Consider the following 16,385-nt stretch of genomic DNA (forward strand, 5'->3'; position numbering starts at 1 on the left):
TTTATTGATGTGCGAATATGCAAATGTGAAAATATGCAGATCATTTTTTATTTAATCAGCACATCTGCACATGCTCATATCTGCACATTTCTAACCTTCCGGGTATTTCCTGAAAATGCTGTTGATCTTCATTTGGATCACGCCAAAGAATGCTTCACGAAAAATGCCGGTCGACATTTTTGAAGTGCCTTCTGTACGGTCGGTAAATATGATGGGGACTTCTACCAGTTTAAAGCCATGCTTTATGGCTGTATATTTCATTTCTATCTGAAAGGCGTAACCCACGAACTTTATTTTTTTAAGTTTCAGTACGTTAAATACGCGCCTGCGGTAACATACAAATCCAGCAGTAGCATCCTGCACATCAATGCCGGTAATAAAGCGTACATAAACCGATGCAAAGTAACTCATCAGTACTCGGCTCATAGGCCAGTTTACTACGTTTACACCCTTGATATACCTTGAGCCAACGGCCACATCTGCACCGTCAATACATGCCTGGCGCAGCCGGATCAAGTCATCCGGATTGTGGGAGAAATCGGCATCCATCTCGAAAATGAATTCGTAGTCGCGGTTCTTAGACCAGTAAAAGCCATGAATGTAAGCGGTACCCAAGCCTTGTTTACCTGCACGTTCTTCAATAAAAAGCTGGTCGGGAAACTCTTGTTGTAACCTTTTAACAATTGTGGCAGTACCATCAGGCGATCCATCGTCAATAATGAGCAGGTGGAAATCATGGGGTAAAGAAAATACCTTACGGATCATCCGTTCTATATTTTCCTTTTCGTTATAAGTAGGAATAATTACTATGCTGTCGGCCACCGGGGTTTGATGTAGTATTGGTCGAAAAATTAAAAAGCCGTATGAATAATCATACGGCCCAAATATCTTAATTTATTATTAATTGTTGATGAATTTTCTATCGCACACCATGCATCATTTTTTTCAACAATCCTGAGATTAAGAACAGCAGGAGCGATGCCACACCCGCAAGGGTAACAAACACCATAAAAAACTCGTAAAGGTTGTGGATGGTAAAGCCAACAAATGTAGGGTAGTGGATGTCGATCTTGTCTTTGGCAAGTTCGGCAATTTGTTGCGCTGTTGCGGCAATTTTACCATCAAGTACTGCTTTAAGGTCGATGCCTTTTGAAGCCGCAAGCTGGTATTTATCACCTGTTGGTGGTATTAATGCACCCAGTGTACCAGCCAGTGCGTAACCGGCAGCGTTACCTAAGAACCAAACACCCATTAATAAAGATGAGAATCTCTTGGGTGCAAGTTTAGCCACCAGCGATAAGCCGATAGGCGAGAGGCAAAGCTCACCAAAAGTGTGGAACAGATACATGATGATCAGCCAGATCACAGCTAATTTACCTGTGTTGCCAATCGCTTCAACCTGTACCGCAATGATGTAATAACCTATTGCAAGGAACAACAAACCAATAGCTTGTTTAACAACAGAAATAGGTTCTCTGCCATTTTTTTGCAATCTAAGCCAAAGCCAGCTGAACGGAAACGCAAAAACGATGATAAAGAATGAGTTTGCATTTTGCACAAGACTTGGCGGCATTTGCCAGCCGAAAATATGCGTATCGGTTTGCTTATCGGCAACAAAGGTTAAGGATGAACCAGCCTGCTCAAATGCCGACCAGAAAAAGATCACGAAAAAAGCAACAACATATAAAACCAAGATCCTGTCGCGTTCTACTTTGGTTATTGACTTGTCAGTTAAGATCAATACGGCAAGGCTGATACCCGAAGCATAAATAAATGGATATACCCAGCTTTTAATTGGATTTGGATCTACAGATAACCAGTGGATGCCAAAAAATAAAGCGATCATTAAAACCACTACGGATAAAACAGAAGTGTTTGAAAAGTTGGCTTTTTCAGCTTCGTCTGTAGGGCTAAGGGTTGAACCATCATGTTTAGGTTTAGTACCTATAGGCTGTCCGTCGGTGGTATTAAGGTATTTGTTTTTGAGGAACATGAAAGATACGGTACCTACAAACATGGCAATACCTGCCGCCAGGAAACCCCATTTAAATGCCTCAACTACGCGTATTTCGCCATGTTTAACATCGCCCAGTATCGGGCAAATGCTCATACCCAGCAAGGCGCCAACATTAATACCCATATAAAAGATAGTGAAGGCGGCATCAAGGCGGTTGTCGCCTTTTTTGTAAAGCTGCCCCACCATAGAGGATATGTTTGGTTTAAAGAAACCATTTCCAATGATCAGAACGCCCAAAGCCCCCCATAAAAATGTTTTCGCCAAGTCAATATTACCCGAATAAACGTAACCGCTCACAAACATCAGTAACTGGCCAATACCCATTACCATGCCGCCAAAAATGATACTGTTACGATTACCGAGATAGCGGTCGGAGATGTAACCGCCCAGCATTGGCGTTAAATAACAAAGCCCAAGATAACCTCCGTAAATAATTGCGGCATCTTTATCAGAAAAGGAAAGCGCATTTACCAGGAACAATGTAAGCAGGGCGCGCATACCATAAAAGTTAAAACGCTCCCACATTTCGGTTGAAAACAATACGTATAGGCCTTTCGGGTGGCCTTTTTCAGGCTGCACTAAAGACCCGTCTACTGATACAAGATCTGGTTCTGCACTCATAGTTTAATTTAAAAATTTTTCGAAAATAAGATTTATCCGCTAAATCAGAATTTTATTCGGCTTAAAATATGTTATTACTAATATTAGGTGGTTAAATGTTGTTAATGGTGTACCGGGCTTGCCTGCAATAAATCCTGTTTTGCCTGTTTTTTAGGGTCAACGTCAAAGTCGTTAGGGCTGGCAATGTTACGCAGGTCGAGATTTTCCTGAAATATCCACTTGCCCCCCTGCAATTTATAAGCATCGTAACTTAAATCGGGGCCGTAAAACTGGTAAAGGCCATCCATTTTTTTATCAGGCGGTGCCAGGTGATCAAAAACGATGATGTTATGCGCCTGGTCATATTTCAGCATCATGGATGCCTGGCGCGTGTATTCAAATACAATCCGTTTTCGTGTTTTATGGTTTCCCTCGAAAACAGGTAAGCCAAAAACGGGTTGCCCGTTCTTAAAGGAAAGTACATCGATCACCTTTTTTGTCGATTTTACGGTGTTGCCCTTCCAGCCTAATAATACATAGTAAGGCGTACCTGCATTTACCGGGATAATCTGATAATATTGTGCGCCATACCACTTGGTGTTATCGGTCACGGTATCTTCCGGGCTTTTTATCAGGGGCGAATAATCTCCCAGCGGATGCATAACCAGCGGGCCGCTGTTATTCATCTGGACGGTACCATAGTAACGGTAGCTGCCATCCTCATTCATGATATGCCAGCTGAAAATGCGGAAGCGGTTATCAGGCGAATTAATGATGGTGATGCTTTTAACCGAATCAAACTTAAAGTTGTATGAATTTGGCTGTCTTAAAACCGTGGTTAGGGTGCGTATAAAACTGTAGTTTGCGTTTTTACGCTCCAACTCCTCGGGGTGGTTAATCATCTTTTTTCCCAGGCTTTCCAGGCTATCTTCGAGTATAGCCGTATTGCTTCGTGAGCGAGATGCTTGTGCATTAAGTAAGCAAGGAAATAAACATAAAAGACTTATGATGACTATTTTATTCATATATACTTAAAGTATATTTTCAATTATCATTGCACTTGCACCCCCGCCGCCGTTGCATATACCCGCAGCACCATAACGTGCATTGGTTTGTTTAAGTACGTTTAATAAGGTAACAATAATGCGCGCGCCAGATGCCCCAAGCGGGTGGCCCAGCGCTACTGCGCCTCCGTTTACGTTCACCTTTGCCGGATCAAGTTTCAAAATCTGGTTATTAGCGATAGACACTACTGAAAAAGCTTCATTGATCTCAAAATAATCAATTTGTTCTGTAGATAAGCCTGCTTTGTTTAATGCTAAAGGTAATGCTTTTGAAGGAGCAGTTGTAAACCACTCTGGCGCTTGTTGTGCATCTGCATAAGATACAATGCGGGCAAGTGGTTTCAGATTTAAAGCCTCTGCACGTTCTTTTGATATTAATACCAGTGCGGCAGCGCCATCGTTAAGTGTAGATGCATTGGCTGCAGTTACGGTGCCTTCCTTTGCGAAAACAGGTTTAAGGCCTGGTATCTTATCATATTTAACGATAGCAGGTTCTTCGTCCTGGTCAAACAGCGTAACTGTACCTTTTTTATCTTTTAATTCAACCGGGGTAATTTCTTCCTTAAATTTTCCTTCGCCTTGTGCCTTTTGCGCGCGTTGATAAGATGTTATGGCAAAGGCATCCTGGTCTTCGCGGCTAATATGGCATTCTGTTGCGCAAAGCTCCGCTGCCGAACCCATGTGGTAATCGTTATATACATCCCAAAGGCCATCTTTTACCAAGCCGTCAATAATCTGTCCGTTACCTAAACGGTAACCGTTACGGGCTTTATCCAGATAGTAAGGCACATTGCTCATACTTTCCATTCCGCCGGCAACTATGATATCCTGTTCGCCAAGGGCAATACTTTGTGCAGCCAGCATCATAGCTTTCATGCCTGATGCGCAAACTTTATTAACAGTTGTTGCAGGTACGTCGGGAAGGCCGGCAAATTTAGCCGCCTGTGTGGCTGGGGCTTGCCCCAAATTGGCCGACATCACATTGCCCATATATACTTCCTGAACCTGATCTGGTGTTATTCCTGCTTTTTCGACAGCTGATTTGATGACCGCTGCACCTAATTGCGTAGCAGATAATGATGAAAGGCTGCCTCCAAAGCTACCGATAGCCGTACGTGTGGCAGCAACAATATATACTTCCCTCATAAATTTATAAATTGATGAGCAAAGTTAATTTTATTATAGTGTAAACGAAAAGATAAGAACTAAACCACTCAAAATAAGGTATTCATATAAATGGTAGAAACTTTATATTTTTGAACGCTTAATATAATCGATGGCAAAACTTTCCTCTTCGCGGCAAAGAGCGCTTTTACGCAAATACGCTAATAACCTGAAATACGTAATGGTTGTGGCAACTATTTGTGTAATTGTATTTGCCTTACCCAAACAAGCAAAATTCAGGTATGAATATGAAAAGGGCCGTATCTGGAACCAGAAGGACCTGATCTCTCCTTATAATTTCGCCATTTTAAAAACTGATCAGGAAATAGAAAGCGACCGTCAGGCGGCCCTGAAAAGTGTAAAGCCAATTTACCAGGCTGATGATAATATACGCCAGCAGCAGGAAGATGGCTATAACAATGATTTTGAAATAAAATGGCACAATGCCGGTTTAAATGAGCGTTTAAAGAAACGTTATTTTGAGACAGGACTTAATTTATTAGAGTATGTTTATGGCAAAGGGGTACTAAGTTTAAATTCAAAGTATCAGCATAATAACGAGAATTATACTATTACCATATTAGACCATAACATTGCTACGGATAGAAATACAACAGAACTCTTTACCAAAGACCGTGCATTAGCTTATTGCGAACAGGCATTAAGTAAAACCACTTTAGACAAAGCTTTTATTTTAAATCTGATACAGAACCGAATTCAGAATACACTGATCTATGATGATAAACTAACATCCAGGCTTGAAAAGGAAGTGCTTGATGGCTTATCGCTCACGCATGGAATGGTGCAAAAAGGCGAGGTGATTGTAGCAAAAGGATCAGTAATCAATAATGATGTTTACCAGAAACTGGAATCCTATAAAAAAGCTTTTGAAGATAATGCCCGCGTAAACGGTGATAGGAACCTGGTATTATTGGGGCAGTTTTTACTGGTATCTATAATTGTTATTTTACTTATTGTTTTCCTTTACCTGTTCAGAAAAGACATTTACCATGATAACAGGCTTGTAGGGCTTATTTTATTGGTAGCAACGGCCATGCTGGCCACGCTATCATGGGCCATAAGGGTACAGTTACCAAACCTGTACTACATCCCATATTGTATTGTTCCAATTATCATCAGGATACTTTTTGATACAAGGCTGGCACTAAACATACACCTTCTGGTAATACTCGTAGCCGGGTTCTTTGTACCTAACAGCTTTGAATTTGGCTTCTATGAGATTACGGCCGGTATGGTGGCCATATACAGTATTAAAAACCTGATACGCCGTGATCAGTTCCTTACTTCGGCACTGATTATCACTTTTAACTACCTGGTTGCCTTTTTAGGTATATCTTTCATTCGCGAAGGCAGTATTAACAGCATCGACTGGATGGATTTCTTCCCTTTTGTTGTAAGCGTGCTGCTTACGCTTTTGGCTTATCCGTTGATTTATGCTTTTGAGCGTGTGTTTGGTATTACATCAGATATTACGCTGATCGAGTTAACCAATACCAATGCGCCACTACTACGTCAGTTGGCTTTTAGCGCACCTGGGACTTTCCAGCACTCGTTACAGGTCGCTAACCTTGCAGAAAATGCAATTTACAGTATTGGTGGTAATGCGCTGCTGGTGAGGGCAGGGGCTTTGTACCATGATATTGGCAAAATAGAGAACCCGTTGTATTTTATAGAAAATCAAAGTTCGGGTTATAATCCGCATGATAAGCTTTCTTATGAACAGAGCGCGCAAATCATTATTCAGCATGTAAGCAAAGGAGCCGAACTTGCACGCAAGCATAATTTACCGGAGATTGTGGTCGATTTTATCCGCAGCCATCACGGAAATACAAGGGTTGATTACTTCTATCAGTCGTACTTGAAGAATTTTCCTGAAAAATTTATTGATGAAAATATTTTCCGTTATCCGGGGCCGATACCTTTCTCAAAAGAGACCGGAGTGTTGATGTTAGCCGACTCTGTGGAGGCGGCATCGCGGTCGCTGAAAGAACCCGATGCGCAGTCAATCAGTAACTTAGTAGATCGTATTATCAGTTATAAATTAGATCAGGGGCAATTAAACGATTCAAATATTACGTTAAAAGATCTGCAGACCATAAAGGATATTTTCAAAAAAATGCTGATGAGTATTTACCACGTAAGGATAGATTATTAGAAAGTGTAAATTTTATTTTGCTGCTTTTAGCGTTTTGCTATATTTGCAGTCCCAAAACGGGGTTACATAATCAAAACACTGGTGAGGTGCCTGAGAGGCCGAAAGGATCAGTTTGCTAAACTGACGTACGGGAAACTGTACCGAGGGTTCGAATCCCTCCCTCACCGCCAAGTTTTATATCAAAATGAATTAAAAGCCTGCAAATCAAATGATTGCAGGCTTTTTTTGTTGCTGCCAAAACGCTATTTTATTCATCAAATCACTACAAAAAAGTGAGTAATTCGGTGAGTAAATCATAGCTCGAAAACTACTCACCGAATTGCTTACAACTTTTTGATTAACAGCGAGTTCAGAAATTGAACATCTTGATTGAAGCTTCCTGCAAAGCTAATTTTGTTTCACTTTTAATGTTTAAAACATGAAAACTAATTTTAGCCTGCTTTTCTATATGAAAAAGCAAAAGAACTACCAGTCGGGTGCAGCACCAATCTACATGCGCATAACCGTTAACGGTAAACGCTCAGAAGTGACCACAGGACGCGAGTGCCTTCCTGAACGATGGAATGCCGCTGCTGGCCGAGTTAATGGTTCCAAAGAGGAAATCAGGGCGTTTAATGCTTACCTGGATGACCTGACCCAAAAAGTCTATGAAGCACATCGGCAATTATCAGAAGCTAATTTGACGATCAGTGCAGAAACAATTAAGAACAAGTTAACTGGCAAAGATGACAAGCCAAGGCTCCTGATCGAGATCTTTAAAGAGCATAACGAACAAATGGCCACTCTAGTTGATAAAGGAAGCTACAGCAAAGGAACTCTGACCTGTTTTGAGACGGCGCTCCGCCATACACGGGACTTCATAAAATGGAAATATAAGGTAAATGATTTTGATGTTCGGAACGTTGATCACACTTTTGTAACTGAGTATGATTACTTTCTACGGTCAAGCTGTAACTGCCAGAACAACACGGCGGTGAAGAATATGAAAAATTTTGGCAAGATCATTCGCAAGTGCGAAGCCAACGGATGGACAACAACCAGCCCTTTCCTTAATTATAAACATACTATGAAGCGGGTTGACAGGGCTTTCCTGACTACTGATGAATTAAAAAGAATGATTGATAAGACGTTTGTTACAGAAAGGCTGACACAGGTACGTGATATATTCGTGTTTTGCTGCTTTACGGGTTTGGCATTCATCGATGTACAAAAGCTGCAATATAATAAACTTGTAAAGGGTTTAGACGGTGCTAACTGGATACAAGTTAACCGGCAGAAAACTAAAACCCCTGCCAACATACCTTTGCTTCCTGTGCCGCTTCAGTTAATAGATAAATATTCTAATCATCCCCAATGCATTACGCGCGGCAAGGTTTTTCCTGTCTTAAGCAATCAAAAGATGAACGCTTACTTGAAGGAAATAACTGACCTTTGCAGTATTGATAAAAAAGTCACGTTCCATACAGCTAGGCATACCTTTGCAACCACTGTCACCCTGTTAAACGGTGTCCCGATTGAAACGGTATCTAAGATGTTAGGACATACTAACCTACGCATCACTCAGCACTACGCTAAGATGTTAGATGAAAAAGTTGGTGCTGATATGGCTATTCTAAAAGCAAAACTGCAAAATATGGTTATTGATTCCAAGACAGTGATCACAAAATAAACTTAAAAATCAAACCAAATGGATCACCGTCAAAATATTACTTCTAAGGTAACCGACCATTGAACAAGTTTCCACCTTGGGATTTAAATCAATAGTACATTGATTTCACTAATATTCCGTTGTGAATTTTAAGTTATAATTAATGTTATTTTATTCGGTTAGTTCGAGTGGTCATTACCTTTCCTAGCTCATTTCATTTTGGCGCATCCAGCCAACCGGGAGATTGTTGACTTTAAAATGCGCTGTATGTATATATTTTAGGGTGAAAAGTAGGAAGAAGTGTTATCCGACGTCAGTTAACGATGTCAATAAATTGGGCGACCAGTTTATATGCGTTAATTAATCCATTAAATATGGAAATAATGCTTAAAGGTTAGGCAAACATTTTCTAATTGCTGAAACATTTACCGTAAAGCAAATTTAAAAGCGGAAAGATGATATAGTCGGTTATCAAATTAATCAGACATTTTGCTTAAACCTAACTGTTGGTTGATAACTAACTTACCGGCTCTTTATTTTTTCTTGTATTTAAAGCGAATATTTTTTTTAAATAATATTTTTTGTACATAGCTTTATCTTACCAAAACAACCTTATTAATCACAATTAACCACCTTGTCAAAATGGAAAACTATCTCCATGGCCTTCTTGATGAAAGCGCCGATCCCGTTATCCAAAAGTATCTTGATTACATTCGTACCCAAATTCCCCAACCCAAAAAGAAAAAAAAGGTGCTGGTCATCGGTGCCGGCATGGCTGGTATGGTTGCCGGTGCCATGTTAAAACAGGTAGGGCATGAGGTTACCATAGCCGAGGCCAACACCCGTGTTGGCGGCCGTATAAAAACCTTCAGAAACACTGAAGGGAAAAAATATTTTGAGGACGACTCCCTTTACTGCGAGGCCGGCGCCATGCGTATACCGAGTATCCACCTGATGGTGATGGAGTATATTAAACAGCTTGAATTGAAAACAGAGCCGTTTTACTACGTTTCGGTAAATAAAGAACAGGCTATAGCTTACAAAGATGGTACACGTAGAGAGTTGCCTGAACAGGAGCGTAACTCGCTACTCTTTGTTAACTACCTTAAAGTTATACAAAGCGAATATTATCAAAAAGGTGTTGATGTAAACAAGCTGCTGGATTATCATTTAGAAACAAGCCCTAATAACTTTGAAAATCAGCGTGCCGATCAGCTGTTAGGTGCATTGCTAAACCCGTTAAAAAAATTCCTGGCGCAAAACCCACACAAAAACTGGCCGTTACTGATAGAACGTTACGGTAATTATTCGATGATGCGCTTTTTGATGGAATCACTGTATTCGCAAAATGCGATAGAGATGATCGCTGTGTTGCAAAACCTCGAATCACGTCTGGCCTATGATTTTATCCAGAGCTTTATTGAATCGAATGTAATTAAGGATGATACTCAGTTTTGCCAGATCGTAGGCGGTACAGATATGCTCACTACACGGTTTTTTGAAAAGCATCAGCTGCATGATCAGGTTTATTTCGACTGTCACGTAACTAAGTTATGGATCAATGAACATACCGGTAAAGTTAAAGTAACTACCGACAGAGAGAAAGACCATAAAAAGAAAGACCAGGCAAAAGATGAATATGTTGTACAAAATCAGAGAATAGACACCGAAGAATTTGACGAAGTGATTGTGGCCATCCCTTTTTCTGCTTTCCGTATGGTACATGTATGGCCCAAATTTAGCCAGGAAAAACGCAGGGCCATACGCGAACTGCACTATGATTCGGCAACCAAGGTATTACTAGAATTTAAAGAGCGTTGGTGGGAAAACCCCCCTTATAATATCATTGGAGGTGGTACCATTACTGATCTTGCCAACAGGTTTGTCTATTATCCCAGCCAGGATATCGGTAAGGAGGGACACGGTTTGATACTTGCTTCCTATTGCTGGTCTGACGAGGCAAGTCGCTGGGACTCTATGCGTGATATCGACAGGTACCAAACTGCGCTGGAGAACATTGCCGTAATGCATGCACCGGCTGACCTGGCGGAACAGCGACGGATAAAAAATCTTGCCGTATTACATGTCACCAATGAGGCGGAAAAACGGGATCAAAGCAACAATGCGGATCCCGGCAACATTGTTGGAGGTGCTACACAAAGCTGGATGCAGGACCCGTATGCCTTTGGCGAAGCGGCCATATTTAATCCCGGCCAGTTACATTTACTGCAAAAGCATATTGTGAAAACAGAATGGGATGGCAAGGCGCATTTTGCAGGTGAACATGCTTCATTAAAACATGCATGGATAGAAGGCGCCATTGAATCGGGCATACGAACTGCGCTTGAGGTTAACGAAACACCAGTTTACCTGAATGCCCTTCTTGAACCTTCGGTTAACGCGGGTGCGCGTGTAACTAACACAACCACTGCTAACGTTACCTTCTGAAAACGATGGAAAGCTTAACCCAAACAACCGTTGCAGGTTACCTGTTATTGCGGTTAAAAGAACTTGGCCTTACACATTTATTCGGCATTGCCGGTAACTATTCGGCCCCATTTCTAAACACGATTGATGAAGATCAAAGTCAGGATAAGATTAAGATTATTGGCGACACCAATGAAATTAATGCGGGCCATTGCGCCGATGCGTATGCGAGGCTCAAAGGTTTTGCCGCCGTTGCAGTAACTTATGGTGTAGGTGCTTTTACTTTGCTCAACGCTACAGCAGGCTCCTATGTGGAGCACTGCCCGGTCCTGGTGATTAATGGTTCGCCCACTAATGCAGACCAGATGAAAAGTATCGGCGAAGGTCTGCTGGCTTCCCATATGACGGGAGATATGTATAGTAATATTAATGTCTACCGCCATGTAACGGTTGCCGCTGAACTAGTGATGAGCAGTATAGACGCGCCCTATAAGATTGATGCTGTACTAACCGCTTGCCTTATCTATGGTCGTCCGGTATATCTTGAAGTTTTTGAGGATGTATGGCGTATGCCCTGCGAGGCACCTAAACATAGCCTGGTTATAAAAGGTTATAAAAGTTGTGTGCAGAACGCAGTAGAAGCGGCCAAGAAAACTGTAGAGCTGATCAAAGAATTTGGGGCGCCGATTTTTTGGGCTGGTGAGGAAATACAACGCAAAGGCCTACAGGACGATTTTTTAAAATTGGTAAAAGAAACAAAGATTGAGTTTACCACCTCCATCATGGGTAAATCAATCGTATCAGAAAGCAATCCGTATTTCCGTGGGGTTTTTAATGGTAATGCCTCACCCAAAGATGTGCAGGAACGGTTCAAAAAGGCTGGTGTTAAAATAGGGCTCGGAGCCTGGACAACAGGTAAAAATCTGGGAGGGTTTAATATTTGGGGTGAGCATACGGTATTAGCCAATCATTCGTCCGTAAGAATAGGCGCGCAATTTGAGCCTAACGTTGCACTTGGTGATTTCATGATTGAGCTCAACCGTCAACTCAAGGGAATAGAATACGAGCCTCATCACATGTACGAAAAAAAAGTGACCAACACGACTTTTGTTGTTGAACCTTCGAAAGCAGAACGGGAATTGCCGCTTACTTTCGACAGCTTTTTTGGCCGGATGAATAAGTATATCACCGAAGACCATTTAGTGGTTTCTGATGCTGGTTTTGCTTTATTGGGCGCACAGGGCTTGCATATTAAAGAGCCTAATGGCTTTGTAGCTCAGGCGTCCTGGCTTTCTATAGGCTATTCTGTGCCGGCTGCAGTCGGCGTAAAATGTGCCGTGCCCGAAAAACAGGTAGTTGTTTTTGTAGGTGACGGCGCTTTTCAGGAAACTTGCCAGGCAATAAGCAATCAGGCGAGGTTGGGCCACAATACGATTGTATTTGTACTCGATAATACGATTTATGGTATTGAGCAAATGCTGACAAACCCTAATCCGTTTAGAGGCTCTAAAAAAATCCATTATGAAGTGGAAAACATGAACGAGGTGTATCCATACAATAAAATGCACCAATGGAAGTACGCAAAACTGGCTGATGTTTTTGGCGGTAAAGGGTTCGAAGTATCAACAATGCCTGAACTGGAGGCGGTTATCAAACAGCTTGATACCAAAAACACAAATTTTATTGTTCATGTGCATTTACCTGAAGTTGGTATTCCGGAAGCAATTGCCTATAAAAATGACCGGCCTGGCGAAGATGAGATATTGAACAAAGGTTGGTCCCTGTGCGGATAATATTTACGGCTGCACGGCATTGGCCGTGGTAGCTGTAATTGAAACGACAGGGTTGAAGTATAGCCACGAATACTTTATCCTTTTTTTAAAACCGAATTTAGTTAACCTAAGCAAGCTAAACCATGTCAACAATTTTAGACTTCCTTTCCAAACCCGAATTAATGTATGAAAAAAGCGTACGCGGAGCAGATGAGTTTGTGTCTTATTTAAAAAGTGCAGTCAGTAAACTGTCTGAATTTGCCGATCGTCTGGATATTGTCAATACACTAAGTGTCGAAATCCCGTTGCTGCTGAGTATAGATCACAAGGAGATCATCTACAACGGCAAATCTTACTACTATGATGAGCAACGAAAAATCCATAACAGGTATTACGATTTTATGCCGAAATATATCGCCATGTGTTTTACAACGGAACATGTACAATCTATTGTAAAACTAATACCTTTTTTTGACGGGCCTATACGCGTTTGTTCCGGCAAACATGACCATGAGGGGGAATGTATGGGTACAGATGCCCTAGTGATCGACCTGTCTGGTATGAACACGGTGCAAGTGTACGATTTCCAAACCGAGGAAACGGGGGAGCACATCCGCTATGCAGCCATTGATCCGGGCATCCAATTTATGGACCTGATCAAACAACTGAATACAAATGGCGTGGGCATACCACATGGCACCTGCCACTCAGTCAGAGTGGCTGGTTACACATTTGGTGGCGGCTGGGGGCCATGGACGCGCGCTAAAGGTATGGGGTGTGAAAGCTTGGCTGGTGTAACCATCGTTTTGGGGGATGGAACTGTAAAAGAGTTGTGGGATGAAAAATTATTGCCAAACATTACCAAAGAAAAAAAAGCAACACCAATGAGGCCCGAAGACCGGGAGTTGTTGTGGGCATTAAGGGGCGGAGGCGGCATGAGCTACGGTATTGTTACCCGCTTAATCTATAAAACATTTAAGCTCCCGCCATACACCACCAAATTTACGGTGGCTTGGAAACGCGGAGGGCCGGTAATGAAAATATTGAAAAAATGGGAAAAGATTATTACCGGAGACCATCCGGACTTATTAGGTACCAATATGAAAATAATGGCAAGCTGGGAGATAACAGAAAAAGCAGATGACGCACGACATGAATGTTATTTTTATGGTTATTACCAGAGTAGTAATTCAAGCCCCAAAGATGCCATTACAAAAGTCATAAAAAACTGGTTTAAATTTGGTTATGGCGATTATCAAATTAGCTTCTCGGATGGATTGTTGGGGAACCCTGCTGATGCCACCTTGGACAACAATGCGGCTTATGAAAGTTTCTGGGGAGGTCTTTCTGCATGGGACAGGGTGGTGGACTGGGACCGGGAAAGTCATCTGCAACTTAAATATCAGGGATTGAATAGTTTTGAATTCATTCCGGCCGACCAGGATGAAGCGGCGCCAAGAAAAATCACTTCAAGACTAGTTAAGCCGGGCAACAAAGGTGGTGGACTTGGAAAGATCGGAAGGGCAAGGCTCATTAAAAGTCTCCAGTCCGAATTACTTAGTCAGAAAGGTTTTGATGCAGGGTTAAAATGCTACATAACGATAGGCGCAATTGCGGGGCCTTTTTATAAAGCATACAATAGCAAAGCGGTTGCCAGTAAAAGGGATAAATTCGAAGGTAGCGCATTCCCGTATAAGAATTGCCCCTACACCATACAATATCAGGTTTGGTGGAACCAGGAAAAAATAAATAAGAACGTTGAACTGTATGTCAACGAGGCATTAGATTGGTTACAGGAATGCAGGAACTTTGATTTCCCGGAGACGAAAGGGGCATTTATCAGTTTTAAAGATGCGTGTATACCAACTCATGTATACTTTCAAGATAATTATGCTGATCTAAAGCGCATTAAAAACCAATATGCCAGGGATGCATTCAACAGGCTTCATACCCGGAAAACTATTATTTAGCCGGAAGCAATCGTCTCGTTGCTTATGCCAAACATCTCGAAGCGGTTGTGTAAAAATCATTTGGTATAAGTTGTTTTTTTTCGTTGACATCGCCATTACATTTTAACTGTATTCGGCAAAGGCCAGCGTTTCCGATATGCGGTGTAAAATGAGTTTTTCGTAAAAGCAGCATTAACGCTAGCGGCTAACCTTTATGAGGTTAACGGCTTGAATGATCAGGAACTGGAAGATTTGTTCGGAAGTCAATGAACACCCGCCTAAAGCGCGTAGGCGGCCCATGTTACACTGCTTTGCAGACGTCGATAAAGAGATGAAAAGGCTGGAATGAACCAATAAATACTATGGGAGGCTTATATTAAAGGGTTTCTGATAGCTATCTGTACACCGTTCACTTATTATAATCAATGTAAGGCCAGGGCTAACCCAATCACTTGCAGACCATATCAGACAAGCCTTTTACCATATCCGCATCAGCAATGAAATCGTCTTTGTACCTGGCAGAGGTGTAAGAACTTTGCAGCAATTCAAAAGCCCGGCATCCTTGCCTGAGCCGATCTCAAAAATATCCGTCAGATCATCCGTGAACATCAAAGTGATCCGTAACATCCGCTCTAAATTATGAATCGACAGCCGGTAACCTAAATTGATCCGTATGATGGCACTTAAAGCGCTCTCTACGGCCTGATGCATGAGAAACAGTGAAAGGCCATAGTTACCTTCATCATAGCAATGCAAAGCCGTATCTAAAAAGTCTTTCCCCTGTTTGCCCCAACGCTTCCAGATCGCTTCGTTTTGAATTTTAACAACGCCCCGGTCAATAGATGGCAATTCCGGCATTATAAGGTTGGCTGATCGATAAGCGATCTCGCATTTCATCAGCGCATTGCAGAAGAAGCGGCCGCCTTCATTGATACCTCTAATAAAAGCGTCAGATTTATGCGCTATTACGCAAACATCGATCAGGGGTCTACAAAACGCTTCAATGGTATGTATGATATCGTGTTCAAATGCTTTGTCCTTCTCATCGATGATTATCAACAGATAATACGCCTCCGGTTTGGGATGTGTACCCAAATGAATGATCATTTGTACAGAAGGAATACGGCTTAGTATGATCTTGACCAACTCATCTATTCCCATTTTTTCTGTAACAGTAAGAGTACCATTGAAAGCACAATGCAATGGTACCAACGACAGGTCAGACGACAATGGACCAGACTCCAAATCAGGAACTTCTGCCACAAACGTTTTTAGGATCGGTGGCTCTACCTCCCGTTGCCTAATCACCCATGCCGCTTCATAAAGCTTTTGCAGGTTTTCATAAACGTAAATGATATCCGATGCATCCAACGTCTCATCTGCGGCACTGGTAGATAATGCGGTTTCCAGCCACTCGCTAAGCAATTCACCATACTGTCCGACTGTATATGCTTTAAAAAAATGATCAATTGCGAGGTAAGGGTTAATTAATTTTTCTTCTGAAAGGTGTGCAGGGTAGTCTATCCACTGTAACTGCTCTAAAGTTGACGGTAACATTCGCTGGGTCC

General features: G+C 41.8%; 10 protein-coding genes and 1 tRNA gene. 6 read left to right on the plus strand and 5 right to left on the minus strand.

Features of this window, described 5'->3' with window-relative positions:
• Positions 1–90: 90 nt before the first annotated feature.
• The 4 genes from PQ461_RS08840 to PQ461_RS08855 all read right to left on the minus strand — a co-directional run bounded on the left by PQ461_RS08840 (position 91) and on the right by PQ461_RS08855 (position 4,827).
• Positions 91–822, minus strand: coding sequence for a polyprenol monophosphomannose synthase (locus tag PQ461_RS08840; protein WP_274303401.1), 732 nt, complete (start codon positions 820–822; stop codon positions 91–93).
• A gap of 97 nt (positions 823–919) precedes the next feature.
• Positions 920–2,638 carry a peptide MFS transporter gene (locus PQ461_RS08845; RefSeq protein ID WP_274303402.1) on the minus strand — a complete coding sequence of 573 codons (1,719 nt, stop codon included), beginning with the start codon at positions 2,636–2,638 and terminating at the stop codon, positions 920–922.
• A gap of 101 nt (positions 2,639–2,739) precedes the next feature.
• A complete protein-coding gene (locus PQ461_RS08850) occupies positions 2,740–3,642 on the minus strand; it encodes a hypothetical protein (RefSeq protein WP_274303403.1) in 903 nt (300 codons plus the stop codon).
• 6 nt (positions 3,643–3,648) lie between these two features.
• Positions 3,649–4,827 carry an acetyl-CoA C-acyltransferase gene (locus PQ461_RS08855; protein ID WP_274303405.1) on the minus strand — a complete coding sequence of 393 codons (1,179 nt, stop codon included), beginning with the start codon at positions 4,825–4,827 and terminating at the stop codon, positions 3,649–3,651.
• A 130-nt stretch (positions 4,828–4,957) separates the two neighbouring features.
• Here PQ461_RS08855 and PQ461_RS08860 point away from each other — a divergent pair, with 130 nt between their 5' ends.
• From PQ461_RS08860 to PQ461_RS08885, 6 genes are all read left to right on the plus strand, one after another.
• Entirely contained in the window at positions 4,958–7,021 is a 2,064-nt protein-coding gene (locus PQ461_RS08860; protein WP_274303408.1) for an HD family phosphohydrolase, read from the plus strand.
• Positions 7,022–7,101: 80 nt separating this feature from the next.
• A tRNA-Ser gene (locus tag PQ461_RS08865) sits at positions 7,102–7,191 on the plus strand.
• Between the two features lie 248 nt (positions 7,192–7,439).
• The gene (locus tag PQ461_RS08870) at positions 7,440–8,690 is read left to right on the plus strand and encodes a site-specific integrase (RefSeq protein ID WP_274303410.1); all 1,251 of its coding nucleotides are present in this window, start codon (positions 7,440–7,442) and stop codon (positions 8,688–8,690) included.
• 621 nt (positions 8,691–9,311) lie between these two features.
• Positions 9,312–11,117, plus strand: coding sequence for a flavin monoamine oxidase family protein (locus PQ461_RS08875; protein ID WP_274303411.1), 1,806 nt, complete (start codon positions 9,312–9,314; stop codon positions 11,115–11,117).
• A 5-nt stretch (positions 11,118–11,122) separates the two neighbouring features.
• Positions 11,123–12,889 carry an alpha-keto acid decarboxylase family protein gene (locus PQ461_RS08880; protein WP_274303413.1) on the plus strand — a complete coding sequence of 589 codons (1,767 nt, stop codon included), beginning with the start codon at positions 11,123–11,125 and terminating at the stop codon, positions 12,887–12,889.
• Between the two features lie 122 nt (positions 12,890–13,011).
• Positions 13,012–14,838, plus strand: a complete 1,827-nt coding sequence (locus tag PQ461_RS08885) for an FAD-binding oxidoreductase (RefSeq protein WP_274303415.1) — start codon at positions 13,012–13,014, stop codon at positions 14,836–14,838.
• A gap of 456 nt (positions 14,839–15,294) precedes the next feature.
• Here PQ461_RS08885 and PQ461_RS08890 read toward each other — a convergent pair whose 3' ends face one another.
• Positions 15,295–16,374 carry a HEPN domain-containing protein gene (locus tag PQ461_RS08890; RefSeq protein ID WP_274303418.1) on the minus strand — a complete coding sequence of 360 codons (1,080 nt, stop codon included), beginning with the start codon at positions 16,372–16,374 and terminating at the stop codon, positions 15,295–15,297.
• Between the last annotated feature and the right edge of the window lie 11 nt (positions 16,375–16,385).

It is taken from the genome of Mucilaginibacter sp. KACC 22063 (assembly GCF_028736115.1).
In the GTDB taxonomy this organism is placed as follows: Bacteria; Bacteroidota; Bacteroidia; order Sphingobacteriales; family Sphingobacteriaceae; genus Mucilaginibacter.

Bases quoted from the DNA above. Each gene is read 5' to 3' on its own strand.
- PQ461_RS08845 (WP_274303402.1), bottom strand. From the start codon at position 2,638: ATGAGTGCAGAACCAGATCTTGTATCAGTAGACGGGTCTTTAGTGCAG.
- PQ461_RS08850 (WP_274303403.1), bottom strand. From the start codon at position 3,642: ATGAATAAAATAGTCATCATAAGTCTTTTATGTTTATTTCCTTGCTTA.
- PQ461_RS08855 (WP_274303405.1), bottom strand. From the start codon at position 4,827: ATGAGGGAAGTATATATTGTTGCTGCCACACGTACGGCTATCGGTAGC.
- PQ461_RS08860 (WP_274303408.1), top strand. From the start codon at position 4,958: ATGGCAAAACTTTCCTCTTCGCGGCAAAGAGCGCTTTTACGCAAATAC.
- PQ461_RS08870 (WP_274303410.1), top strand. From the start codon at position 7,440: ATGAAAACTAATTTTAGCCTGCTTTTCTATATGAAAAAGCAAAAGAAC.
- PQ461_RS08875 (WP_274303411.1), top strand. From the start codon at position 9,312: ATGGAAAACTATCTCCATGGCCTTCTTGATGAAAGCGCCGATCCCGTT.
- PQ461_RS08880 (WP_274303413.1), top strand. From the start codon at position 11,123: ATGGAAAGCTTAACCCAAACAACCGTTGCAGGTTACCTGTTATTGCGG.
- PQ461_RS08885 (WP_274303415.1), top strand. From the start codon at position 13,012: ATGTCAACAATTTTAGACTTCCTTTCCAAACCCGAATTAATGTATGAA.
- PQ461_RS08890 (WP_274303418.1), bottom strand. From the start codon at position 16,374: ATGTTACCGTCAACTTTAGAGCAGTTACAGTGGATAGACTACCCTGCA.